Annotated in this window: 22 protein-coding genes and 1 riboswitch; of the genes, 10 read left to right on the top strand and 12 right to left on the bottom strand. The window is 73.8% G+C overall.

Going from position 1 to position 22687, the window contains the following annotated elements; all coding sequences use genetic code 11:
* Positions 1–51: 51 nt before the first annotated feature.
* Positions 52–1047, top strand: coding sequence for a 2-hydroxyacid dehydrogenase (locus CP969_RS11680; protein WP_016826655.1), 996 nt, complete (start codon positions 52–54; stop codon positions 1045–1047).
* Here CP969_RS11680 and CP969_RS11675 read toward each other — a convergent pair.
* Positions 999–2927: a phenazine-specific anthranilate synthase component I gene (locus tag CP969_RS11675; RefSeq protein ID WP_016826656.1), complete on the bottom strand. Its 1929-nt coding sequence runs from the start codon at positions 2925–2927 to the stop codon at positions 999–1001. The two genes, CP969_RS11680 and CP969_RS11675, sit on opposite strands and share 49 nt — an antisense overlap.
* A 133-nt stretch (positions 2928–3060) precedes the next feature.
* The gene (locus CP969_RS34605; protein ID WP_106409781.1) at positions 3061–3123 is read right to left on the bottom strand and encodes a trp operon leader peptide; all 63 of its coding nucleotides are present in this window, start codon (positions 3121–3123) and stop codon (positions 3061–3063) included.
* A gap of 105 nt (positions 3124–3228) precedes the next feature.
* On the opposite strand from CP969_RS34605, the gene CP969_RS11665 reads away from it, so the two are divergent.
* The gene (locus tag CP969_RS11665; protein WP_004989171.1) at positions 3229–4581 is read left to right on the top strand and encodes a class II 3-deoxy-7-phosphoheptulonate synthase; all 1353 of its coding nucleotides are present in this window, start codon (positions 3229–3231) and stop codon (positions 4579–4581) included.
* A gap of 150 nt (positions 4582–4731) precedes the next feature.
* On the top strand, positions 4732–4986 hold the full coding sequence (locus CP969_RS11660; RefSeq protein WP_004989173.1) for a (2Fe-2S)-binding protein: 255 nt from the start codon (positions 4732–4734) through the stop codon (positions 4984–4986).
* A gap of 54 nt (positions 4987–5040) precedes the next feature.
* On the opposite strand, the gene bfr is transcribed toward CP969_RS11660, so the two are convergent.
* Complete coding sequence (gene bfr, locus CP969_RS11655; RefSeq protein WP_004989174.1) at positions 5041–5559, bottom strand: bacterioferritin; 519 nt, start codon at positions 5557–5559, stop codon at positions 5041–5043.
* A 182-nt stretch (positions 5560–5741) separates the two neighbouring features.
* Between bfr and CP969_RS11650 the strand changes: the two genes are divergently transcribed.
* Positions 5742–6389, top strand: coding sequence for a sulfite oxidase-like oxidoreductase (locus tag CP969_RS11650; protein WP_004989175.1), 648 nt, complete (start codon positions 5742–5744; stop codon positions 6387–6389).
* Positions 6390–6435: 46 nt separating this feature from the next.
* Here CP969_RS11650 and CP969_RS11645 read toward each other — a convergent pair whose 3' ends face one another.
* From CP969_RS11645 to thiO, 5 genes are all read right to left on the bottom strand, one after another.
* The gene (locus CP969_RS11645) at positions 6436–7314 is read right to left on the bottom strand and encodes a deoxyribonuclease IV (protein WP_016826659.1); all 879 of its coding nucleotides are present in this window, start codon (positions 7312–7314) and stop codon (positions 6436–6438) included.
* 89 nt (positions 7315–7403) lie between these two features.
* Positions 7404–9335, bottom strand: a complete 1932-nt coding sequence (gene pknB / locus CP969_RS11640) for a Stk1 family PASTA domain-containing Ser/Thr kinase (RefSeq protein ID WP_016826660.1) — start codon at positions 9333–9335, stop codon at positions 7404–7406.
* 183 nt (positions 9336–9518) lie between these two features.
* Positions 9519–10313: a thiazole synthase gene (locus tag CP969_RS11635; protein ID WP_016826661.1), complete on the bottom strand. Its 795-nt coding sequence runs from the start codon at positions 10311–10313 to the stop codon at positions 9519–9521.
* Positions 10314–10315: 2 nt separating this feature from the next.
* On the bottom strand, positions 10316–10516 hold the full coding sequence (gene thiS / locus CP969_RS11630; RefSeq protein WP_016826662.1) for a sulfur carrier protein ThiS: 201 nt from the start codon (positions 10514–10516) through the stop codon (positions 10316–10318).
* On the bottom strand, positions 10513–11688 hold the full coding sequence (thiO, locus tag CP969_RS11625; RefSeq protein ID WP_016826663.1) for a glycine oxidase ThiO: 1176 nt from the start codon (positions 11686–11688) through the stop codon (positions 10513–10515). The genes thiS and thiO overlap by 4 nt, the downstream gene beginning before the upstream one ends.
* A riboswitch (TPP riboswitch) is annotated at positions 11686–11797 on the bottom strand. Its footprint overlaps the gene before it by 3 nt.
* 51 nt (positions 11798–11848) lie before the next feature.
* On the opposite strand from thiO, the gene CP969_RS11620 reads away from it, so the two are divergent.
* From CP969_RS11620 to CP969_RS11595, 6 genes are all read left to right on the top strand, one after another.
* Entirely contained in the window at positions 11849–12202 is a 354-nt protein-coding gene (locus tag CP969_RS11620) for an avidin-fold protein (protein WP_016826664.1), read from the top strand.
* Positions 12203–12240: 38 nt separating this feature from the next.
* A complete protein-coding gene (locus CP969_RS11615; protein WP_171817504.1) occupies positions 12241–13482 on the top strand; it encodes an NAD(P)/FAD-dependent oxidoreductase in 1242 nt (413 codons plus the stop codon).
* A 70-nt stretch (positions 13483–13552) separates the two neighbouring features.
* Positions 13553–13918 carry an Rv2175c family DNA-binding protein gene (locus CP969_RS11610; protein WP_004989195.1) on the top strand — a complete coding sequence of 122 codons (366 nt, stop codon included), beginning with the start codon at positions 13553–13555 and terminating at the stop codon, positions 13916–13918.
* A gap of 269 nt (positions 13919–14187) precedes the next feature.
* Positions 14188–14862, top strand: coding sequence for a thiamine phosphate synthase (gene thiE, locus CP969_RS11605; RefSeq protein WP_016826665.1), 675 nt, complete (start codon positions 14188–14190; stop codon positions 14860–14862).
* 108 nt (positions 14863–14970) lie between these two features.
* Positions 14971–15894 carry a methylenetetrahydrofolate reductase [NAD(P)H] gene (gene metF / locus CP969_RS11600; protein WP_051044431.1) on the top strand — a complete coding sequence of 308 codons (924 nt, stop codon included), beginning with the start codon at positions 14971–14973 and terminating at the stop codon, positions 15892–15894.
* 56 nt (positions 15895–15950) lie between these two features.
* A complete protein-coding gene (locus CP969_RS11595) occupies positions 15951–16946 on the top strand; it encodes an SCO2102 family sporulation regulator (protein WP_016826667.1) in 996 nt (331 codons plus the stop codon).
* Between the two features lie 15 nt (positions 16947–16961).
* On the opposite strand, the gene CP969_RS11590 is transcribed toward CP969_RS11595, so the two are convergent.
* The 4 genes from CP969_RS11590 to CP969_RS11575 form a co-directional block, all read right to left on the bottom strand.
* Complete coding sequence (locus CP969_RS11590) at positions 16962–18476, bottom strand: phytoene desaturase family protein (protein ID WP_171817505.1); 1515 nt, start codon at positions 18474–18476, stop codon at positions 16962–16964.
* Between the two features lie 445 nt (positions 18477–18921).
* Positions 18922–19551 carry a TetR/AcrR family transcriptional regulator gene (locus CP969_RS11585; RefSeq protein WP_004989200.1) on the bottom strand — a complete coding sequence of 210 codons (630 nt, stop codon included), beginning with the start codon at positions 19549–19551 and terminating at the stop codon, positions 18922–18924.
* A 35-nt stretch (positions 19552–19586) separates the two neighbouring features.
* Entirely contained in the window at positions 19587–21689 is a 2103-nt protein-coding gene (locus tag CP969_RS11580; protein WP_016826669.1) for a YhgE/Pip family protein, read from the bottom strand.
* Positions 21661–22515 carry an ATP-binding cassette domain-containing protein gene (locus CP969_RS11575; RefSeq protein ID WP_016826670.1) on the bottom strand — a complete coding sequence of 285 codons (855 nt, stop codon included), beginning with the start codon at positions 22513–22515 and terminating at the stop codon, positions 21661–21663. Before CP969_RS11575 ends, CP969_RS11580 begins: the two co-directional genes overlap by 29 nt.
* Positions 22516–22687 lie beyond the last annotated feature (172 nt).

The following is a 22687-nucleotide window of genomic DNA, read 5'->3' as shown; positions in this document are numbered from 1 at the left end:
GTATATTCGCCCCTACGGCAACGATCCCGGCACGACCCCGGAGGGAAACCCGTGGAGATCCTGGCGTTCGGAGTCCAGTCCGACGAGAAGCCCCTGATCGAGCGGGCCTTCGAGGGCCACCACGAGGTGCGCGCGCTGGACGTCTTCCTCAACGTGGACACCGCCCCCATCGCCGCCGGCCACGAGGTGATCTCCACCAGCGTCAACTGCGACCTCGGCGCCGAGGTCCTGGCGGGTCTCGCGGCCGGCGGCACCCGGATGGTCGCCCAGCGCTCCACCGGCTTCAACAACGTCGACCTCGAGGTCGCCGAACGGCTCGGCCTGACGGTCGCCCGCGTGTCGTCCTACTCGCCGTACTCGGTCGCCGAGTTCGCCTGGGCCCTCGCCATGGCGGTCAACCGCCGTGTCGTGCGCGCCTCCACCCGCACCCGCGACTTCGACTTCCGCCTCGACGGGCTGATGGGCCGCGACATGCACGGCCGCACCGTCGGCGTCCTCGGCACCGGCAAGATCGGCGAGGCGTTCACCCGGATCGCCCACGGCTTCGGCATGCGGCTGCTGGGCTGGGACGTCGTCGAGAACCCCGCCTGCCGGGAACTCGGCATGACCTACGTCCCCAAGGAACAGCTGCTCGCCGAGTCCGACCTGATCACCCTGCACGTCCCGCTGCTGCCCGAGACCCGGCACCTCATCGACGCCGAGGCCCTGAAGACGATGCGGGACGACGCGATCCTGGTGAACTCCAGCCGGGGCGGCCTCGTCGACACCGCGGCCCTCGTCGCCGAACTGCGCGCGGGCCGCTTCACGGGCGTCGGCCTGGACGTGTACGAGGCGGAGGCGGGGCTGTTCTTCCTCGACAAGTCCCTGGAGGCCGTCGACGACGACACCCTGGCCCGCCTCGTCACGTTCCCGAACGTCCTGGTGACGTCCCATCAGGCGTACTACACCGTGGACGCCGTCGGGCAGATCATCAAGACCACGGTGGACAACGTCCTCGACTACACCGCCGGCCGCCGCTCGGCGAACGTGCTGGTGCCGCGCAGCTGACCCGTCAGCTCCCGGACGATCGCCGCGCCGTTCAGCGTCAGCACCGACTCCGGGTGGAACTGCACCCCGGCGAAGCCCGGCCCGCGCAGCGCGTGCACCTCGCCGCCCGCCGCCCGGCTCACCTCGACGCCGTGCGCGGCCAGTTCGGCCGCCGCCTCGTCGTCGCAGCGCGCCGTGAAGCTGTTGTAGAAGCCGACGGTCTCCGGCCGCCCGAACAGGTCGATCTCCGTCTGCGCCCCCTGGTACGGCACCTCCTTGCGCACGATCTCCAGCCCCAGCTCGGCCGCGATCAGCTCGTGGCCGAGGCAGACCCCGAGGACGCCGTGCCGGTTCACGGGACTCCCCCCCGCCCGAGCGGAGCCGAGGGCCCGGGAGGTGATCACCTCGGCGGTCAGGCCGCGCAGGAACCGCATCTTCGGGTCGGCCGTGTCGGACGGGTCGCCCGGTCCGGGCCCCAGCACCAGCGGCCCCTCGTGGCCGAGCGCCGCCTCCCGCAGCCCCGGCTCGTCGTACCGCCGGACGGTCACCTCCAGCCCGCCGGCGCGCAGCACGTGCGCCAGCATCGCGGTGAAGGTGTCCTCCCCGTCGACCACCAGGGCGTGGCCCTCCAGGGCGTCCGGCGTCTCCTGCATCCGCAGCCAGAACGGCGCCAGCGAGGCCCGGCGCCCGTCCAGCGCCGCCCGCACCCGGGGGTCGTCGGCCATCCTCGGCAGTGCCGACTCCGCGCGCGGCCGCTCGGGGCGCACCCCCAGCGCGGCCAGCACCCCGGCCGCCTTGGCGTGGGTCTCGGCGACCTCGCCCGCCGGATCGGAGCCGCGCACCAGCGTGGCGCCGACCGCCACCCGCAGCCGGCCGTCCGCGGCGATGTCGGCGGTGCGGATGAGGATGGGGGAGTCCAGGGTCTGGGCGCCTCCCGCGTCCCGGCCGACCAGGGCCAGCGCGCCCGCGTAGTAGCCGCGCCCACCGGTCTCGTGCCGCTCGATCACCCGGCAGGCGTTCTGCACCGGCGACCCGGTGACGGTGGCGGCGAACATGGTCTCCCTGAGCACCTCCCGCACGTCCAGCGAGGACCGGCCGCGCAGCTCGTACTCGGTGTGCGCGAGGTGCGCCATCTCCTTCAGCCGGGGGCCGACCACGACCCCGCCCCGGTCGCCGACGGTGCACATCATCTTGAGCTCCTCGTCGACGACCATCGACAGTTCCTCGATCTCCTTGCCGTCGGCGAGGAACTCCAGCAGGTGCTCGGGGGTGGGACCCTCGGCCGGGTAGCGGTAGGTCCCGCTGATCGGGTTCATCACGACCGTCCCGCCGGACGCCCGCACGTGCACCTCGGGGCTCGCCCCGACCAGCGTCCTGTCCCCGGTGTGGACGACGAACGTCCAGTACGCTCCCCGCTCGCCCTCGAGGAGGCGCCGGAACAGCGCGAGCGCGTCGGCCCGCCCGAACCCGGGGATCTCGCCCTCGTAGGTCCGCCGGATCACGAAGTTGGCGCCCTCGCCCCGTCCGATCTCCTCCCGCAGCACGCGGCCGACGATCTCGCCGTACTCCTCGTCGGACACGTCGAAGCCGCCGTTCTCCACCCGCACGGTGTGCGACGGCAGGCGGGACAGGGCGTCCTCGAGCGGGATCTCGTACCGCTCCTCGGGGGTCAGCACCAGCAGCGGGGTGCCGTCGTCGCGGACGTCGAAGCCGCGCTCGCGGATCTGCCGGAACGGCACGAGCGCCAGACACGCGTCGGGCAGCTCGGCCAGGCGCTCGCGGGGGGTGACCGGGCCGATCAGCAGCTCGACCGTGCCGCCGTCCTCGACGGAGCGGCCCGGAGTGCGGCGGCGCAGCAGGGCGAAGGGGCGGTCGTCGTGGAGCAGTTGCGTCAGGTCCATGGCGGGTGTTCCTCTTTTCGTCGTGGACGGGCCCCGGACGAGACGGGTCCCGCGTGAGCGGAGAGGAACGGCCCCGGACACACCGAAGGCCGCCCCTCGGGCGGCCTTCGCGAAGTGTGGTGCGTACGCGCAGTCAGTGGGCCGCCGGAGAAGCGGTCCACCACCAGTTCATGGTCGGGGTCGAGTGCGCGAACATGGGACGCACCCTACCCCATGCCCCCGACGCCCACAGGGCGTATTCCGCGTCTCACTTCCTGGGCACGGCCTGGAGGGGAGGGCGGTACCCCGTAATGTGGGGAACGTGACCGTGAACGCTAAGACCAGCGCGAGCGCTGGCAACACCTGGCGAGACCTGCCCGCGGCGCAGCAGCCCGAGTACCCCGACGCCGAGGCTCTGCGCGCAGTGATCGCGGAGCTCGAGTCGTATCCGCCGCTCGTCTTCGCGGGCGAGTGCGACCAGCTGCGCGCCCGGATGGCGGCCGTCGCCAGGGGAGAGGCGTTCCTCCTCCAGGGCGGCGACTGCGCCGAGGCCTTCGACGCGGTGTCCGCCGACCACATCCGCAACAAGCTCAAGACCCTGCTCCAGATGGGCGCCGTGCTGACGTACGCCGCCTCGGTGCCCGTGGTGAAGGTGGGCCGGATCGCCGGCCAGTACTCCAAGCCGCGCTCCAAGCCGACCGAGACCCGGGACGGCGTGACGCTGCCCACCTACCGGGGCGACTCCGTCAACGGCTTCGAGTTCACCGAGGAGGCCCGCGTCCCGGACCCCGAGCGGCTGAAGCGGATGTACCACGCCTCGGCCTCCACGCTGAACCTGGTGCGCGCCTTCACCACCGGCGGCTACGCCGACCTGCGCCAGGTGCACGCCTGGAACCAGGACTTCGTGAAGTCGTCGCCGTCCGGCCAGCGCTACGAGCAGCTCGCCCGGGAGATCGACAACGCGCTGAACTTCATGCGGGCCTGCGGCACGGACCCGGAGGAGTTCAAGACGGTCGAGTTCTACTCCTCGCACGAGGCGCTGCTGCTCGACTACGAGTCGGCGCTGACCCGCGTGGACTCGCGCACCGGCCGGCTGTACGACGTCTCCGCGCACATGGTGTGGATCGGTGAGCGCACCCGCCAGCTGGACCACGCGCACATCGAGTTCGCCTCGAAGATCCGCAACCCGATCGGCATCAAGCTCGGCCCGACGACGACGGCCGAGGAGGCGCTGCAGTACATCGACCGCCTCGACCCCGAGCGCGAGCCGGGCCGGCTGACCTTCATCGTCCGCATGGGCGCGGACAAGATCCGCGACCGGCTCCCCGAGCTGGTCGAGAAGGTCACCGCGTCCGGTGCCACCGTCGCCTGGGTGACCGACCCGATGCACGGCAACACCTTCGAGGCGGCCTCGGGCCACAAGACCCGCCGCTTCGACGACGTGCTCGACGAGGTGAAGGGCTTCTTCGAGGTCCACAAGGAGCTCGGCACCCACCCGGGCGGCATCCACGTGGAGCTCACCGGCGACGACGTCACCGAGTGCGTGGGCGGCGGTGACGAGATCTTCGTCGACGACCTGCACCAGCGCTACGAAACGGCCTGCGACCCGCGGCTCAACCGCAGCCAGTCGCTGGACCTGGCGTTCCTCGTCGCCGAGATGTACCGGGACCAGTAACCGGCCGTGCCGGTGACGGCACCGGAAGGGGTGGGGCGCGGATCACAGGGATCCGCGCCCCACCCCGCTTTTGCGCCCTCTGGACGGCCGGTAAGGTTAGGTTTGCCTCACCGATCGGACGGGTCCCCGGTCAGTCGGTACGGCACGACCATGGATCCCGCTCGGGAGGTGGACCGCGTGTTCGTCTGCAGTTGCTTCGGTGTGACCGAGGAACAGGTGAGGAGCCACGCGGAGGCCGGTGCGTGCACGCCCCGGCAGATCGCCTCCGCCTGCAAGGCCGGCACCGACTGCGGCGGCTGCGTACGGCGCATCCAGGAGCTGCTGGGCCGCGGCGCCTGCCCGCGCCGCCGGCTGATCGACCAGGGGGAACCGCCGCTGACGGCGAAGCTGCCCGAAGCCGCCTAGCGGCGGGCCGGAGGCCGTGCGGGCGTCGTCCGGGCGGTGCCCGGCGCGTCGCGTCTAGTGCGTCGAGAAGCCGCTCGTCCCCGGGCCCGACGAGTCGGGCTGGGACTGCTCGACGACCGTCGACAGGTACAGCGCCTCGCCCATCTTCTCGATCAGTTCGAGCTGGGTGTCCAGGTAGTCGACGTGGTGCTCCTCGTCGGCCAGGATCGCCTCGAAGACGTTGGCCGAGGTGATGTCGCCCTTGTTGCGCATGATGTCCACCCCCCGGCGCAGGCGGTCGATCGCCTCGAGTTCGATCTCCCGGTCGGCCTGGAACATCTCGGTCACCGTCTGCCCGACCCGGACGTGGAACAACCGCTGGTAGTTCGGCAGGCCGTCGAGCAGCAGGATGCGGTCGGTGAGCACCTCGGCGTGCCGCATCTCGTCGAAGGACTCCTCGCGCGTGTACCGGGCGAGTTTCGTCCAGCCCTTGTGGTCCTGCAGTTTCGAGTGCAGGAAGTACTGGTTGATCGCCGTGAGCTCGGCGGTCAACTGCTCGTTCAGGAGTTCGATGACCTCGGGGTCGCTCTGCATCGCGTGGGTTCCTTCCGCGCGGGAACGGGCGGGTTGCGCCGCATGATTCCACCGCCGGGAAAGATCGTCCAGTAAGTCTTCACTTAGTAAGTAAGACCATACTTAGCCGGGTTCATGATGAATTGCCCTGTTCTGTCGAGCCCCGTTCGGAGGCATTGCCCCGGGTCTGTCAGGATGGAGGCATGGGTCAGCCGGCGGAACGGGAATCGGGGGAGCGCGCAGCAGGAGGAGCGGCGCGGTTCGAACTCCCGCCGGGCCAGCGACTGCAACGGGGCTGGCCGGTCACGCACTACGGGCCGGTCCCCAAGTTCCGGCCCGACCGCTGGGAGTTCCGGGTCTTCGGGGCCACCGCCGACGGCGAGAAGCGCGGCTGGAACCACGAGGAGTTCACGGCCTTGCCGTACGTCACCGTGGTGGCCGACCTGCACTGTGTCACGAAGTTCAGCATGGTCGGCGCCGAATGGGGCGGCGTCCCGGCCCGGACCGTCCTGGACATCGCCCCGCCCGCGCCCGACGTCACCCATGTGATGGTGTGGGCGGAGTACGGGTTCAGCTCCAACCTCCGGCTGGCGGACTTCGCCTCCGGGCGCACCCTGTTCGCCACGCACAAGGACGGCGAACTGCTGACCGCCGAGCACGGTTTTCCGCTGCGCCTGATCGTCCCCCACCTGTACGCCTGGAAGGGCCCCAAATGGGTCCGCGGCATCGAGTACATGACCGCCGACCGCCGGGGCTTCTGGGAGGAGCGCGGCTACCACAACATCGGCGACCCCTGGAAGGAGCAGCGCTACTCCTACCAGGAGGAACCGGGAGACGGCCCGGAGCTCTGACCCCCGGGGCCCCGGCCCCGCAGCCCGGCGCCGGCGGCCCGGCCGCTCAGCCGTTCCGGAGCTTCTTCAGCCGCTCCACGTCCGCCGCGTGCCCCTCCTTGCCGCCCGGCGTCTCGATGACCAGCGGCACGCCCGCGGTCGCGGGGTGCGTCATCAGCTCTCGGAACGGACCCTCGCCGATGTGACCGGCGCCGATGTTCGCGTGCCGGTCCTTGTGCGCTCCGACCACGTCCGAGGAGTCATTGGCGTGGATCAGCCTCAGCCGCCCCTCGCCGACCGTGTCCACCAGTAGGTCCAGCGTCCGGTGCATCCCGCCGGGTTCGGCCAGGTCGTGCCCCGCCGCGAACACGTGGCAGGTGTCCAGGCAGACGCCCAGCTTCGGATGGGCGTCCAGCGCCTCGAAGTACGGCCCGAAGTCCCAGGTCCGCGAGCACAGCGAGGCCCCCTGGCCCGCCGTCGACTCCAGCAGCAGGAACGGGTCGTCGTCCCGGGTGAGCTCGTCGAGCAGCGGCAGCATGCGCTCGCGCACCTGCCGCAGCGCCACCGGACGCTCCCGCCCACCGGTCGCGCTGCCGGTGTGCACCACCACGCCCAGCGCGCCGATCTCCCGGCCGCGCCGCAGGGAGTGCCGCAGCGACTCCACGGACCGCTCGACGGTCGCCTCGGTGTGGGACCCGAAGTTGATCAGGTACGGGGCGTGCACGTACGCCGGGATCGACCCGGCCGCGCAGGCCGCGCGGAACGCCTCGTCCTGCCGCGGGTTCCCGGCCGGTGTGGCCCAGCCGCGCGGGTTGGCGACGAACACCTGCACGGCCTCGGCGCGCAGCTCACGGGCGTAGGACAGGCCGACGGAGTGCAGGCCCCCGGCCACGGGGACATGGCTGCCGACGGGGTTGCGGACGGGGCCGGACGGGTGACTCTTCACCCGTCAAGGGTGTCATGATCCCAGGGGCTCCCGGCTCCCGGCTCCCGGCTCCCGGCTCCCGGCTCCCGCCCCGTCGGCGGATCCTCCCGTCAGCGGATCCTGAGGGTGATCGTCGATCCCTTGGGCGCGGTGTCCCCGCCCTCCACGGACTGGCCCTTGACGGTGTCGCCGAACAGGCCCAGCAGACCGCGGTCCTCCTTCACCCGGAACCCGGCCCCCTCCAGCTTCTGCCTGGCCTCGTCCACGCCGTCGCCGACCACGTCCGGGACCTCGACCATCTCCGGGCCCTTGGACAGCGTCAGCGTCACCGTGTCGCCCTCGGCGACCTCGCGGCCGGCCTGCGGGGACTGCCGGGCCACCGCTCCGGCGTCGTGCTCGGAGTTGACCCGCTCGGCGGCGACCTCCACCTTCAGACCGGCCTCCGCCAGCTCGGCGCGGGCGTCCTCGAGGTCGTCGCCGGTCACGTCGGGGACGTCCACCGGGCTGCCCTTGCTCACGGTGAGCGCCACCGCCGAGTCCGCACGGACCTCGGTGCCCTTGACCGGCTCGGTGGAGATCACGGAGCCCCGCGGCACGTCCTCGCTGAACGCCCGGGTGACCATGCCCGGCTCCAGGCCCTCGTCCTTCAGCACGGAGCGCGCCTCGTCCAGCCGGTAGCCGTCGAGGTCGGGCACCCGCACGGTCTGCGGGCCCTTGGAGAGGACGAGCGACACCGGGGCGTTGCCGCGGATGCGGGCACCGGCCTTCGGGTCCGTGCTGATCACCGTGCCCCGCTCCACGGTGTCGCTGTACGCCTCCTCGACCCGGCCGACGCCCAGCCCGGCGTCCGCCAGCCGGTCCCGGGCCTCCTGCTCGGTCTTCGACAGCAGCGGCGGCACCTGGGTGAACTGGCCGGAGTTGATGTACCACACGCCCGTGCCCACCCCGAGGAACAGCAGCACGGCCACGACGATCGCCGTCGGGCCGCGCCGCAGCGCGAGGCGGCGCCGGGGCGGCAGCGGGGGCGGGGACGGGAGCCTGCTGGTGCGCCGGAAGGAGCCCGGGCCGCCGCCGTCGTCCTCGTCGACGGGCAGCGGGCGGGGCACCGTCAGCGCGCGCGGGATGACGCTCGTACGGTCCTCGGCGTTGTCGTGCTCCACCGTCAGCGCCTGCGGCGGCATCGCGTCCAGCTGCTCCTCGCCGAGCCCGCCGCGCGCCTCGCGGGCCCGCGCGAGCAGCGCCACCGCGTCGTGCGGGCGGATCTCCGGGTTGCGCGCGGTCGCCGACGCGACCAGCTCGTCCAGCTCGTACGCCATGCCGGGCACCGCGGCCGAGGGGGGCGGCACGTCCTCGTGCAGGTGCTTGTAGAGGACGGTCGCGGGGGAGTCGCCGTCGTGCGGCTTCTCGCCGGTCAGCATCTCGTGCAGCAGGATGCCGCAGGCGTAGACGTCCACGCGGGGGTCGGCGGTGCCGTGCTCGATCTGCTCCGGCGCGAGGTAGGAGACCGTGCCCAGCACGGTGCCGGTGGTGTTGGTCACCGTGTCCACGGCCCGGACCAGTCCGAAGTCGGCGACCTTGACCCGGCCGTCGTCCCCGATCAGCACGTTCTCGGGCTTCATGTCCCGGTGCACGAACCCGGCCCGGTGCGCGGCACCGAGCGCGGCCAGCACCGGCTCCAGGATGTCCAGCGCGGCCCGCGGCTGCAGCGCGCCGCGCTCGCGCAGCACGTCCCGCAGGGTGCAGCCGGCGACGTACTCCATCGCCAGGTAGACGTACGCCCCGTCGGTGCCCTGGTCGAAGACCTGCACCACGTTCGGGTGGGCCAGCCGGGCCACCGACTTCGCCTCGCGGATGAACCGCTCGACGAACGAGGCGTCGGCCGCGAGGGAGGGGTGCATCACCTTGAGCGCGAGGACGCGGTCCAGACGGGTGTCCACGGCCCGGTAGACCGTGGCCATCCCGCCGACCGCGATCCGCGCCTCGACGCGGTACCGCCCGTCGAGCACCTGCCCGACCAGAGGGTCCTGAAGGGTCGTGTCCACGCAGGCGAGTCTACGAGCCGACGCCGGCACCCCCGACCGCTCCGGTCCTGTTCGGAGCGCGACTGCAGCCGACCTGTGACGCAACGCACGCCCCCGGCCGCCCCGCGCGACGGCGTGCGCCCCCGGCCGCCCCGGAACGGGCGGCGCGCGGACGGGGGAGGGAAGCGGCGCCCGCGCCGCCGGTCAGAACGCGGGCCGCTCCGGGTCCAGCACGGCCAGGCCCTCGCCGGGGGACGACGCCTCGGCGAAGTGCCTCCGCGGGATCCGCCCCGCCAGCCGGGCCAGCCGCCCCGCCTCCACCGCGTGGCGCATGGCGGCGGCCATCCGCACCGGGTCCTGCGCCCGCGTCACCGCCGACGCCAGCATCACCCCCGCGCACCCCAGCTCCATCGCCAGCGCCGCGTCCGACGCCGTGCCCGCCCCCGCGTCCAGGATCACCGGCACACCCGCGCGCTCCACGATCAGCTGGAAGTTGTGCGGGTTCCGGATCCCGAGCCCCGACCCGATCGGCGACCCCAGCGGCATGATGGCCGCACAGCCGACGTCCTCCAGCTTCCGCGCCAGCACCGGATCGTCGTTCGTGTACGGCAGCACCGTGAACCCGTCGTCGACCAGCGTCTCCGCCGCCTCCAGCAGCTCCACGGGGTCCGGCAGCAGCGTGCGCTCGTCGGCGATGACCTCCAGCTTGACCGTCCCGGTGCCCAGCGCCTCCCGCGCGAGACGCGCGGTGAGCACGGCCTCCCCGGCGGTGTAGCAGCCGGCCGTGTTCGGCAGCACCTGGATCCCCAGCTTCTCCAGCACCGACAGCACCGACCCGTGCACCGACGGGTCCACCCGCCGCATCGCCACGGTCGTCAGCTCCGTCCCGGACGCCACCAGGGCCCGCTCCAGCACGTCGAGGCTGGGCGCCCCGCCGGTGCCCATGATCAGGCGGGACGTGAAGGACGTGCCGCCGAGGACGAACGGATCGTCGGCCATGGTCAGCCTCCCTGGACGGCGGTGAGGACTTCCACGCGGTCACCCTCCGCCAGGGCGGTGGCGGGCCACTGGGCGCGCGGGACGACGGTTTCGTTCAGGGCGGCGGCCACTCCCGAGGGCGCCGCGGTGAGCGACCGTACGACGGCGTCGAGGACCGTGCCGGAGTCGACCTGCCGGGACTCGCCGTTGACCGAGATGTTCATGCGGGCTGCTCCGTGAGTGCGGCGGCGGTGAAGCGCCGGGGGGTGAAGGGACGGGCCTCCGGAGGGAGTTCCCCGGTGGTCAGGACGTGCGCCAGGGCGTCGCCGGTGACCGGCGTGAGCAGGACGCCGTTGCGGTGGTGGCCGGTGGCCAGCACCAGCCCCTCCAGCGCGGTCGGGCCGAGCAGCGGCGCGTTGTCGGGGGAGCCGGGGCGCAGCCCGGCCCGGGTCTCGACGAGCGGCAGCTCGGTGATCCCGGGGACCAGCTCGTGGGCGTCGCGCAGCAGCTCGTACACCCCGCCCGCGGTGACGGTCGTGTCCCAGCCCTTCTCCTCGCTGGTCGCCCCGACGACCAGCTCACCGCTCTCGCGCGGCACCAGGTAGACGTGGCTGCCGCGCACCACGGCCCGCACGGTCCGGCTCAGGAACGGTGCCGTGTGTGCCGCGGGGCCCGGCATCGTCAGCCGCAGCACCTGCCCCTTCACGGGGCGCACGGGCGGCAGCACGTCCTCGGGGACGCCCGCGAGCCGCCCGCTGAGGCTGCCCGCGGCGAGCACCACCTGCCCGGCGCCCCGCTCGGTGCCGTCGGAGGTGACGACGCCCGTCACCCGGTCCCGTGCGACGGTGAGCCGCTCGGCCCACGTGCGGTGGAGGGCCACACCGGCCCGCTCGCACGCGGTCACCAGCGCCGCCGCCAGCCGCCGCGGGTCGATCTGGTGGTCGCCGTCGACCCGCAGGCCGCCGCGCACGCCCGGCGCGAGCAGGGGCTCCAGACGCCGGCACTCCCGCCCGGTCAGCCAGTGCGATTCCAGCCCCGACTGCTGCTGCAGCAGGTGCAGTTCCCGCAGGTGGGCGCGGTCGTCGGCGTCCAGCGCCACCGCGAGGGTGCCGCACCGGCGGTAGCCGAGGTCGTGCCCGGTGAGCTCGGTCAGCTCGGCCGCGAAGTCCGGGTAGCGGCGCGCGGAGGCGAGGTTCAGACCGAGCAGGGTCTGCTCGCCGTGGTGCAGTTCCGTGACGGCGGCCAGCATCCCGGCGGCCACCCGAGCGGCGCCGCCGCCCGGTTCGGGGTCCACCAGGGCCGTGGCGAGACCGCGCTGCGCGGCCCGCCAGGCCGTGACCAGACCGATGATCCCGCCCCCGACGACGAGGACGTCTGGGGTGCGCGTGGGCGACATGGGCGTCCAGCCCCTCCCTTCGCCGGCATGACCCGGATCAGGTTCGTACGGTCGGAGGCCGCCAGCCTCCCTCTCAGCCCGGTGCGTCCGGACTCCCGCGAGTGTTCTACGTTGGCCACCCTAGCCCGCGGCACAGCGCACTCGTAAGGGAGTCTCCGAGATGGCACGTTCGCTCGACGGTCTCGTCCTCGCCCCCGTGGCCGATCAGGCCCCGGGGCAGGTCGGGACCCGCACCCGGTTCGCCTACCACGAGCGGGACGGCGAGGTCTGGGCCGAGTACGCGGGCGGCGACGTCGTGCGCGGGCATCTGGTGGGTACCCGGGAGGGCGACCGGCTGGACTTCCGGTACGTGCAGCTCAAGCGGGACGGCACGACGGCGTCGGGGCACTGCGTGTCGACGGTCGTGGAGCTGCCCGACGGGCGGGTACGGCTGGAGGAGACCTGGCGGTGGGAGTCGCAGCCGGGCCGCGGGACGAGCGTCGTGGAGCAGCTCGCGGCGGACGGGACCGACTGACGCCCCCTCAGGTGTCCTCGGGTGTCTAAGGTGATCGGGTGAGCGAGCAGAGGCAGGAACCGGGACCCTCCGAGCCGCGTCGGGTGGTGGTGGCGGGTGCGGGCATGGCCGGTGTGCAGACCGCGGTCGCCCTGCGGGAGCAGGGCTTCACCGGCACCGTGACCCTGATCGGCGCGGAGCCCCACCAGCCCTACGACCGGCCGCCGTTGTCCAAGGCGGTGCTGCTCGGCACGGCCGAGAACTCCGCCTTCGACGTCGACTTCGAGGCGCTCGGCGTCGAACTGCGGCTCGGCTGCGAGGTGCTCGGCCTGCGTCCCGGCGACCACGAGCTGGACACGGAGGCCGGGCCCGTGCCCTACGACGTCCTGGTGCTCGCCACCGGCGCGGAACCGGTCCGGCTGCCGGGCGCGCAGGGCGTCGCCGGTGTGCACCTGCTGCGCACCCTGGACGACGCCGAACGGCTGAAGCCGGTCCTCGCGCGGCAGCGCGACGTCGTGGTGGTCGGCGCCGGCTGGATCGGCGCGGAGTTCGCCACCGCCGCGCGCGAGGCGGGCTGCGCGGTCACCGTCGTGGAGGCCGCCGGACGGCCGCTCGCCGAGACGCTGCCCGCCGAGGTGGCCGCCCCGATGGCCGCCTGGTACGCCGACGCCGGCGTCGACCTGCGCACGCACGCGCGCGTGGAGCGCGTCGAGCCCGGCGCCGTGGTCCTCGGCGACGGCACGCGGCTGCCCGCGGGAGCCGTGGTCGTCGGCATCGGCGCCCGGCCCGCCACGGCGTGGCTGGCGGGCTCCGGGGTCGCGCTCGGGGCGCACGGCGAGGTCGTCGCCGACCGCCACCTGGCGACCTCCGTGCCGGACGTCTACGCGGTCGGCGACTGCGCGTCCTTCCCCTCGGGCCGGTACGGCGAACGCCTGCTGGTCCACCACTGGGACAACGCCCTCCAGGGACCGCGCACGGTCGCCGTGAACATCCTCGGCGCGGCCACCGGCCGGACACCGGCGGTGTACGACCCGGTGCCGTACTTCTGGTCCGAGCAGTTCGGGCGCTTCGTCCAGTACGCGGGACACCACGTGGACGCCGACCGGACCGTGTGGCGCGGGGACCCCGCCGGCCCGGCGTGGACCGTGTGCTGGCTGCGGGAGTCGCGCCTGGTCGCGCTGCTGGCGGTGGGACGGCCCCGGGACCTGGCCCAGGGGCGCCGGCTGATCGAGGCGGGTGCGGCGATGGACCCGGAGCTGCTGGCGGACCCGGCGCGGCCGCTGAAGTCGGCGACCGTGTGACGACCGCCGGGGGCCCTGTGCGGGCGAGGCCGACTTCCGGCTGTCGGTGGCAGGTGGCAGGCTTGTTCCCGTGACCGAGATTGACGCAAAGATCGATGCTCTCGTCCCCGACTGGCTCACCCTTCCCGACATCGCCGAAAAGCTCGGCGTCGAGGTGACGCGGGTCCGGCAGCTGGTCAAGGAGGGCCAGCTCGTCGCCGTGCGCCGGGGAGAGAACCGTGCGCTGCACGTCCCCGCCGCCTTCATCGACGGGGACAAGGTCGTCAAGGGCCTGACCGGCACCCTGACGCTCCTGCGGGACGACGGCTTCACGGTCGAGGAGATGCTGGAGTGGCTGTTCACTCCCGACCCCACACTGCCGGGCACGCCCGCGCAGGCGCTGAGCGAGAACCGCGGCACGGAGGTGAAGCGCCGCGCCCAGGCGCTCGCGGTCTGAGCCTCCCCCGGCCCCGACCGTCCGGAGCCCGATCCGAACGACCGCCCGGCGTCCGCTGACCGCGGCGCCGGGCTCGAACCGCCCCGACCGCCCGCCCCGGGTGCCGTCGGGCGCGGGGGGCGTCTCGTGGTCTCCCGCGGCACCGGCATAGGGTCCTCCTGCGGCGCGCACGCCACCGCCCGGTCCGGGCCGGGGCGGCCCGCCGACGACCCGCCCGGGCCGCCGGGCCCGGACGCCGTGACGCCACCGACACCCGGGGGGACCTCCGCATGCCCGACACCGCAGCCACCACCGCCCGTGCCCGGCTCGCCGACGCCCGGCTCTACCTCTGCACCGACGCCCGCAAGCGCCAGGGGGACCTCCCGGAGTTCCTGGACGCCGTCCTGGCCGGCGGGGTCGACATCGTGCAACTGCGGGACAAGGGCATGGAGGCCGCCGAGGAGCTGGAGCACCTGGCGGTCCTCGCCGAGGCCTGCGCCCGGCACGGCAAGCTGCTCGCGGTCAACGACCGCGCGGACGTCGCCCACGCCGCCGGCGCCGACGTCCTCCACCTCGGCCAGGGCGACCTCCCCGTCCCCGCGGCCCGCGCCCTGCTCGGCGACGACGTCCTGATCGGCCGCTCCACGCACGCCGAGTCGGAGGCCGCCGCGGCCGCCGTCCAGCCCGGCGTGGACTACTTCTGCACCGGTCCCTGCTGGCCCACCCCCACCAAGCCCGGCCGCCCCGCCCCCGGTCTCGGCCTGGTCCGGTACGCCGCCGCCCTCGGCACTTCGCGCCCCTGGTTCGCCATCGGCGGCATCGACCTCGGCAACCTCGACCAGGTCCTGGAGGCCGGCGCCCGCCGGGTCGTCGTCGTCCGGGCCGTCACCGAGGCCGACGACCCGGGCGCGGCGGCGGCCGCCTTCGCCGAGCGGCTGCGGCAGGCCGCCCCGGACGCCGGATGACCCCTCGCGCGTCTCAGGTTTGTCCAAAGGGTGGACAGCAAGTCGGCATATCAGACAAATCTCTTGCTTTCGGTTGGGGGACCGCCGCGCCCTGGCTAACCTGCCGGTATGGCCCTCGGAACCGCATCCACCAGGACTGATCGCGCCCGCACCGTGCGCGACATGCTCGCCGCCGGGAAGACGACGTACTCGTTCGAGTTCTGGGCCCCCAAGACGGAGAAGGGCGAGCGCAACCTGTGGAACGCGCTCCGCAGGGTCGAGGCCGTGGCCCCCAGCTTCGTCTCCGTGACGTACGGCGCGGGCGGTTCCACCCGGGCCGGCACGGTGAAGGCGACCGAGCAGATCGCCGCCGACACCACCCTCACGCCGGTCGCCCACCTCACCGCGGTCAACCACTCCGTCGCCGAACTGCGCAACATCATCGGCCAGTACGCCGACGCCGGGATCCGCAACATGCTCGCCGTGCGCGGCGACCCGCCCGGCGACCCGATGGGCGACTGGGTGCCGCATCCGCAGGGCCTGACCTACGCCGCCGAACTCGTCCGGCTCATCAAGGAGTCGGGCGACTTCTGCGTCGGTGTCGCCGCCTTCCCGGAGATGCACCCGCGCTCGGCCGACTGGGACACGGACGTCGCGCACTTCGTCGACAAGTGCCGGGCCGGCGCCGACTACGCGATCACGCAGATGTTCTTCCACCCCGAGTCCTACCTGCGCCTGCGTGACCGGGTCGACACGGCCGGCTGCGAGACCCCGGTGATCCCCGAGGTCATGCCGGTGACCAGCGTGAAGATGCTGGAAAGATTGCCAAAGCTCAGTAACGCAGCGTTCCCGGACGCCCTCAAAGACCGGATCCTCGCAGCGAAGGACGATCCGGCGGCGGTACGCTCCATTGGCATCGACTTCGCCACGGAGTTCTGCGCGCGGCTGCTGGCCGAGGGAGTGCCCGGACTGCACTTCATCACGCTCAACAACTCCACGGCGACCCTGGAAATCTACGAGAACCTGGGTCTGCACCATCCACCGCAGACCTAGACCGGTCGCACCGGTGTACGACACACTGCGTAGCGGCCGCTGGGAGAGGGGCGTACATGGGCTGGACGGTCCTCTACATCGCGTTCGGCATCGTCGCGCTGTGGCTGCTCGGCGAGGTGCTGTTGCAGTACAAGGCGCGCCTGCGCTGGCGGCTGCTCGCCTTCGGCGGGTTCCTCGGTGTCGTGCTCGGTGTGCTGATCCCGTCCGTCGTCGTCATCGGGCTGGGTGCCGCCGCCTTCGCGGTCGGCCAGACCTACGTCACGCTGTCCTTCCGCCGCGGCTTCGCGGCCGGCTGGGCGGTCAACTCCCCGATGCTGGCCGCCGCCAAGGGCCGCCGCGGGGACCGCGGACGCCAGGAACCGACCCTGGAGGTCTCCGACCTGGAGACGGCCGGCGGCGGTTACGGCGACGAGGGCGCCGGCCACCGCGACGACCGGGACGGCCACGGCACGGACGACCGGGACGCCTACGGGGCGGACGACCGGGGCGGCTACGGCACGGACGACGACTACGACCGCGACGACGTGTTCACCCCCGCGCGCCCCGACCGGACGGCGGACACCGGGAGCACCGCCGTCTACGAGCCGCAGCCCATGCCCGACGACACCGGCTCCTACGGCGTCTACGGCGACACGGGGTACTCCGCCCCGTCCCAGGACCAGTACGCGGCGACCGCCCAGGGCGCCGACCAGGGCTACGCCTACGACTACTCCGGCTACGGCCAGCAGCAGGGCTACGACACCACCGGGCAGCAGCAGTACGCCGCCTACTCCGACCCGTACATCGGCACCCAGACCTACGGCGGGACCTCGTACGACACCGGCTACGCCGACCCGCAGCAGTACGGCCAGCAGGCCTACGGCCAGGACCAGTACGCCGGCGCCCACGGCGGCGAGACCCCGCCCGGCGGCCTGTGGGTCCCGCAGCAGCGCAGCACCGACGACCCGTACGGCGGTGAACTCCCGCCGGAGCAGCCCTACCCGTACCAGGGCGACGGGCAGACGCCCGGGGCCGGGAGCGGGACCGGGTACGACGAGCAGTACCGCTTCTGACGCCCGGCCGGGAGGTCACTGGGACCCCTGGAACCCCGGTCCCTCCACGATCAGCCCGGCGACCAGCGCGCCCGACATGCCGGCGTGCGGGAGACCGCCCCCGGGGTGGGACCAGCCGCCGACGCGGTACAGCCCCGGGAGCGGGGTGGTGTTGGCCGGGTGGAGGAAGCGGCCCCGGCCGGCGGCGAGAGCGGGAGCGGGGACGCCTCCCCGCACGGCGCCCGTCTCCTCCCCGAAGTCGCCGGGCGTGCGCACCTCCCGCCACAGGACACGCTCGCGCAGACCGGGGACAGCGGCCCCGGCGGCCTCGACGAGCAGGTCCGCGAACCGCTCGCCGGCCCCTCCCGCACCCCAGTCCACCCCGTGCGGCACCGCGGCGGACAGGACCGCGGACTCGTGCTCCGCGTCGGGGCGCAGGGCGGGGTCGTCCGGCCGCAGCACCGTCACCGTGGGCCGGGCCGGGGGGCTGCCGGGGGCGGTGAGGAAGTCCAGCTCGGCCGTGCGGTCGGGGGCGTGCACCACCGTGCGGTGCGCCGCCCCGGACTCGCGCGGCCCGCGCAGCGCCAGCAGCACCGTGAACCGGCCGGGCCGCCGCAGGCCCGCGGGGTCGGGGCGCACGTCGTCGTCGCCGTACAGCGGATGCCCGGTCATGCGCTCCAGCCGGTGCGGGTCCACCCCCGCGACCACGTGGTCCGCCTCGGACACCGTGCCGTCGTCGAGCTCCACCCCCGCCGCCCGGCCGTCCTCCTCCAGGATCCGGGCGACCCCGGTGCCGAAGCGGAACTCGACCCCGCGGGCCAGGCACCGCTCGTGCACCGCGCGCGCCAGCTCCCGCAGGCCCCCGCCGCGCACGTACCACGTGCCGAAGGCGTACTCCATGTACGGCAGCACGGCCGCGCTCGCCGGGGTGTCGCGCGGGTCCAGGCCGTGGGCGAGCGCGTGGCTCTCCAGGAGGGCGGCCAGCCGGGGGTCCCGCAGTTCCCAGGCGCCGACCTCGGCGAGGGTGGCGGCCCGGCGGGTGCGCAGCAGCCGCTTGTGGGGGACCGCCGGGTAGGGCTCGCGCTCGGCCAGCACCTGCCAGTTCGGCCACAGCGGCTCCTCCAGCAGCGGCCTGCGCGCCCGGTCCCAGGCCTCGCGGGCCCGCACCAGGAAGTCGCCCCACCGGCGGCCGGCCCCCGCCCCGAGCGCCTCGTCCAGGGCCGCGACGACCCCCGCGCGCGAGGTGTTCGGCAGCGACACCCGGGTGCCGTCCGCGAACACGTGCCGCGCCGACGGATCGACCCGGACCAGGTCGACGCAGTCCTCCAGCGGCTCCCGGCCGGTCTTGACGAAGAGGTCGCGGTACACCGCGGGGAGGGTGAGCAGACCGGGGCCGGTGTCGAAGGAGAACCCGTCCCGCTCCCGCCGGCGCAGGGCACCGCCGTACGTCTCCGTCCGCTCGTACACCGCCACCCGGTGGCCCGCGACGGCCAGCCGGGCGGCGGCCGCCATCGCGCCCATCCCGGCGCCGATCACCGCAATCCGTGCCATGCCAGGGACTTTATCCGCCGCCGTCGGCGGGCCGGTCCCCGAGTACCGGCAGCCCCGCGCGGGTGACCGGCCGCCGGCCCGATGCCGTGGGGGCGTGCGCGCGGGGATGAGTACCCGTACCTAGCCGCCGAGATGAGTACGCGCGCGGATGGGCCGCGACCCGCGGGGACGAGAGAGTGGAGACCACGGAGAGGGGCACGTTCCCGGAACCGGCGGCACGGGGCGCCGGAACGGTGCGGCCCGCGATCCGCTCCTTCCGCCGGCACCGTCGGCGGGAGCGAGGCACGGGGGAACCGGGGGACGACCGCGCACGGGGGTCCTGCGGGGATGCACGGGGGAACCACGGGGGAACCACGGGGGAACAGGGAGGCGCCGGTCCGGCGGTGGCCCGCGGGGGACGCGGCCACCGTCGGACCGGCGCTCCCGCCCGCCCCGTCACCCGGCCTCAGCGGCGGCCGCTGACCCGGCCCTGCAGCAGCCGGGACAGGGCGGAGTGCACGTCCTCCAGGGAGCGCTCCGGCTGGAAGGACTTCCAGTCCAGCGCGGCCACCAGCACCATGCCGACCAGTGCCGCCGCCGTCAGCGGGACGTCGATCTCCTCGCTGAACTCGCCGTCGGCCACGCCCTCGCGCAGCACGCCCTCGACCACCGCCACGGCCTGCTGCCGCACCACCATCAGCGTGGACTGCCAGGCCCGGTTGGTGCGCCACAGCTCGGCCACGTACAGCTGGGTGAAGGCCGGGTAGCGGTCGATGAAGACCAGGCCCGCGCGGATCATCGCGTCCAGGGCGTCGACCTTGCCGCCGCCCTCCCCGGCCGTCCTCTCGGCCGCCTCCCGCAAGGAGGCGGTCAGGAGGCCGACGCCGTGCCGCAGCAACTCCTCGAAGAGGACCGACTTGCTCGCGAAGTTGTAGTAGACCGTGCCCTTGGCGACCCCCGCCCGCTCGGCGATCTCGTCCACGGTGGTGGCGGAGAAGCCCTGTTCGGCGATGAGGGTGACGGCCGCCTCGTAGAGCTTCTGCCGGGTGGCCTCGCGGCGGGCGCTGCCGCCCGACGTGGTGCTGCTGCGTTCCATGGCCCCGATTCTCACAGGAGCGCCGGCCTGTCCGTTCACAGGCTCAGCTCCGGGTGCAGCCGGTCCAGGGTCCACACCTGCCGGCGGCGGGCGGTCAGCGCGGTCAGCGCGAGGGCGCCCGCGGTGAAGGCCGCCAGCACGGCGCACGCCTGCCACACCGGTCCGAGACCGCCGCCCGTGATGAGCCGCCTGAGCGCCTCGACGACGTGGGTCATCGGCAGGAAGGGGTGCAGCGCGTTGAAGAAGCCGGGACTGGTCTGCACGGGGTACGTGCCGCCCGCCGAGGTCAGCTGGAGCATCAGCAGCGCGAGGACGAGGATCCGGCCGGCCGCTCCGAAGCGCGCGTTCAGCCACTGCACGATCGCCGCGAAGCACGCCGTCACCAGGAACAGGAAGCCCACCGTCCCCGCCGCCCGGGCCATCCGCAGCCCGAGCGCCCAGTGCAGCACCGACATCAGCGCCACCGTCTGCAGCACCCCGATCGCCAGCACCGGCAGCCACCCCGCCAGCGCGACCCGCCGGGCCGAGGCGCCGGCGGCGAGGGCCCGCCGGTTCATCGGCGGGATGAGCATGTACGCCACCATCGCGCCCACCCACAGCGACAGGGGGATGAAGTACGGGGCGAAGCCGGTGCCGTAGTTGGGCGCCTTGTGCAGGTCGTGGGTGACGAGCCGGACCGGGTCGGCCATCACCTCGGTGCGCCGGTCGCGGTCCTGCCGGTCGTAGTCGGGGATCCGTTCGGCGCCCTGGTGCAGTCCGCCGGCGAGCTCGCCGGAGCCGTCGACGAGCCGGTAGATGCCGCCGTTCAGGTCGTCCGCGCCGGTCTTGAGCCGGTTGACGCCCTTGTCCAGGTCCAGGGCGCCGGTCTCGGCGGTGCCCAGGCCCTTGGCCAGCTTCTTCGCGCCGGCGGCGACCTTGCCGGCGCCGGTGTTCAGCTGGTTGATCCGGGTGACGGCGTCGTCGAGGTCCTCGGAGAGGCGCGGGGCGCGGTCGGCGAGCGTCCGGGCCTGCTTCTCCAGGGTGCCGAGGCGGGTGTCGAGCTCCTCCAGGTCGTCGCGGCGGTCGGTGACCAGGGCGCTGACCTCGTCGGCGACGGTCGCCGCGGTGGCCGTCGCGTCCCGGGCCCGCTCCAGATCGGGGCAGGCGGGATCGGGCGGGGCGGTGTCCTCGGCCGGGGCGGGGGCCTCGCAGCGGGTCCGGTGCACCTCGTCCACGGTGCCGGACGCCGCGCGGGCGTCCTTCGCGGCGGCCGGGGCCCTCTTCTCCAGCGCGTCGAGGTCGCCGCGGAGCCGGGCCGCCGAGCCGGCGACGAACCGGGCCGTGTCGCCGATGGCCCCCTCGTTGTCCTCCAGGAACGGGCCCAGCCCGGCGTCGAGGGCGTTCACCTTGCCGGCGAGCGTCCGGGTCCCGTCCGCGACCTTCCGCGCGCCGTCCTCCAGGTCGCCCGCGCCCCGGTGGAGGTCCTTCAGGCCCTCGGACAGCTTGCCGCTGCCCTTGCGGGCGTCCTCCAGGCCGTCGGCGAGGTCCTGGGAGCCCTTCTCGGCCTTCCCGATGCCGCCCTTGAGCTCGTCGGCCCCCTTCGCGGCCTTGACGGTCTCGTCGTGGATGTCCGAGAACGAGACGAAGATCCTGTCCAGGAAGGAGCGCGAGGTCTTCGTGGACGCGGCCCGGCGCACCTCGCCGAAGACCGTCCGGGAGATCTGCCCGACGAGGTAGTTGTTGGCGTCGTTCGTCCGCACCTCCAGGGCGCCGGTCTCGGGGGAGTCGCCGGAGCCGGAGGCGACGCGGCGGCTGAAGTCGGCGGGCACGGTCAGCGACAGGTAGTAGGTGCCGTCCTCGACGCCCCGCCGGGCCTCGTCCGCGCCCACCTCCCGCCAGTCGAAGGTGTCGCTGTCGCGCAGTCCCTCGGCGATGTCGTCGCCCGCGGTGATCCGCTTCCCGTCGGCGCTCGCCCCCCGGTCGTCGTTCACGAGCGCCACGGGGATCCGGTCGAGACGGCTGTAGGGGTCCCAGAACGACCACAGGTACAGGGCGCCGTACAGCAGGGGCAGGACCAGCAGGGCGACCAGGGCCGCGCGCGGCAGCCTGCCGCGGCCGAAGCGCCGCAGCTCAAGAGCGGCCAGTCTCGGCGAGCGCATCGGCCGCCTCCTCCTCTTCTTCGTCTTCCTCTTCGGCGTGCTCGTGTTCGCGATCGTCGCGTTTTCCGTCGTGACCGGTGGGCCCGGTGCCGCCTTCGGCGCCGGGTTCGTCGCGCCCGGTGGTTCCCGTGCCGACGGCCACCGCGTCCCGGGGCGCCTCGCTGCACACCGCCACCACCGTCGTGCCGGTGCCGGCGATCGACCTCAGCAGGTCCCAGACCTCGTCCCGCCCGGCGGGCGAGAGCTTCAGGTCGACGTCGTCCACCCCGAGCAGCCGGGGGCGCCCGAGCAGGGCCAGTGCGAGCGACAGGCGCAGCGCCTCCACCCGCTCCAGGTCCCGTACGGCGGTCCGCGCGCCCTTGGGCAGCGTCGCGAGGTCCAGCCCGGCCTCGGCCAACGCGGTCTCGACGCGCCGCCTCCGCTCGTCCGCGCGCTCGCCGCGCGGACGCAGCAGTCCGCGCAGGGAACCACCGAAGCGGTGCTGCAGCAGCGCCCGCTCGCGCAGGTGCTCGCCGACGGTCAGGGCCGGCTCGAGATCGGTCACGCCGGTGACGTGCGCGAGCGCGCTGATCCGGCGCACGGCGGCCATGCGCCGGGGCAGTTCGAGCCCGCCCACGACGGCCCGGCCCTCCGTGGGCCGCATCCGCCCGGTGAGCGCGAGCAGCAGGCAGGTGCGGCCCGACCCGGAGGGCCCCTCGACGGCGATCAGCGAGCCGGGCCCCGCGTCGATCCCCACCCCGCGGAACGCCCAGCCCCGGGGCCCCTCGAGCCCGAAGCCGCGGGCCGAGACGGCGAGTCCGGGCGGATCGTGCGCCGCGCCCCCCATGCGTCCCCCTTTTCCCTCCGCACCCCTGCGGAGTTTTTGAACTGACTGGTCAGTGCAAAAACTAGCCCGAACGCTCGCTCGAAGCAAAGCCCCAGGTCAGAACGGATTGTCAGTGCCATACCGCACGATGAGCCCATACGGCACCCCGTCTCAGGGCGTGCCGTCACGAAGA

Source organism: Streptomyces viridosporus T7A (assembly GCF_008704515.1).
GTDB lineage: Bacteria > Actinomycetota > Actinomycetes > Streptomycetales > Streptomycetaceae > Streptomyces > Streptomyces viridosporus.
The sequence above is the reverse complement of the archived record's forward strand: the minus strand, read 5'-3'. Positions and strand labels throughout refer to the sequence as shown.

What these genes read in the sequence shown, in the direction of transcription:
- metF (WP_051044431.1), top strand. Translation starts at nt 14,971, where the DNA reads ATGGCCCTCGGAACCGCATCCACCAGGACTGATCGCGCCCGCACCGTG.
- CP969_RS11585 (WP_004989200.1), bottom strand. Translation starts at nt 19,551, where the DNA reads ATGGAACGCAGCAGCACCACGTCGGGCGGCAGCGCCCGCCGCGAGGCC.
- CP969_RS11595 (WP_016826667.1), top strand. Translation starts at nt 15,951, where the DNA reads ATGGGCTGGACGGTCCTCTACATCGCGTTCGGCATCGTCGCGCTGTGG.
- CP969_RS11660 (WP_004989173.1), top strand. Translation starts at nt 4,732, where the DNA reads ATGGATCCCGCTCGGGAGGTGGACCGCGTGTTCGTCTGCAGTTGCTTC.
- CP969_RS11590 (WP_171817505.1), bottom strand. Translation starts at nt 18,476, where the DNA reads ATGGCACGGATTGCGGTGATCGGCGCCGGGATGGGCGCGATGGCGGCC.
- thiE (WP_016826665.1), top strand. Translation starts at nt 14,188, where the DNA reads ATGCCCGACACCGCAGCCACCACCGCCCGTGCCCGGCTCGCCGACGCC.
- CP969_RS11580 (WP_016826669.1), bottom strand. Translation starts at nt 21,689, where the DNA reads ATGCGCTCGCCGAGACTGGCCGCTCTTGAGCTGCGGCGCTTCGGCCGC.
- CP969_RS11620 (WP_016826664.1), top strand. Translation starts at nt 11,849, where the DNA reads ATGGCACGTTCGCTCGACGGTCTCGTCCTCGCCCCCGTGGCCGATCAG.
- thiO (WP_016826663.1), bottom strand. Translation starts at nt 11,688, where the DNA reads ATGTCGCCCACGCGCACCCCAGACGTCCTCGTCGTCGGGGGCGGGATC.
- bfr (WP_004989174.1), bottom strand. Translation starts at nt 5,559, where the DNA reads ATGCAGAGCGACCCCGAGGTCATCGAACTCCTGAACGAGCAGTTGACC.
- thiS (WP_016826662.1), bottom strand. Translation starts at nt 10,516, where the DNA reads ATGAACATCTCGGTCAACGGCGAGTCCCGGCAGGTCGACTCCGGCACG.
- CP969_RS11575 (WP_016826670.1), bottom strand. Translation starts at nt 22,515, where the DNA reads ATGGGGGGCGCGGCGCACGATCCGCCCGGACTCGCCGTCTCGGCCCGC.
- CP969_RS11635 (WP_016826661.1), bottom strand. Translation starts at nt 10,313, where the DNA reads ATGGCCGACGATCCGTTCGTCCTCGGCGGCACGTCCTTCACGTCCCGC.
- CP969_RS11650 (WP_004989175.1), top strand. Translation starts at nt 5,742, where the DNA reads ATGGGTCAGCCGGCGGAACGGGAATCGGGGGAGCGCGCAGCAGGAGGA.
- CP969_RS11675 (WP_016826656.1), bottom strand. Translation starts at nt 2,927, where the DNA reads ATGGACCTGACGCAACTGCTCCACGACGACCGCCCCTTCGCCCTGCTG.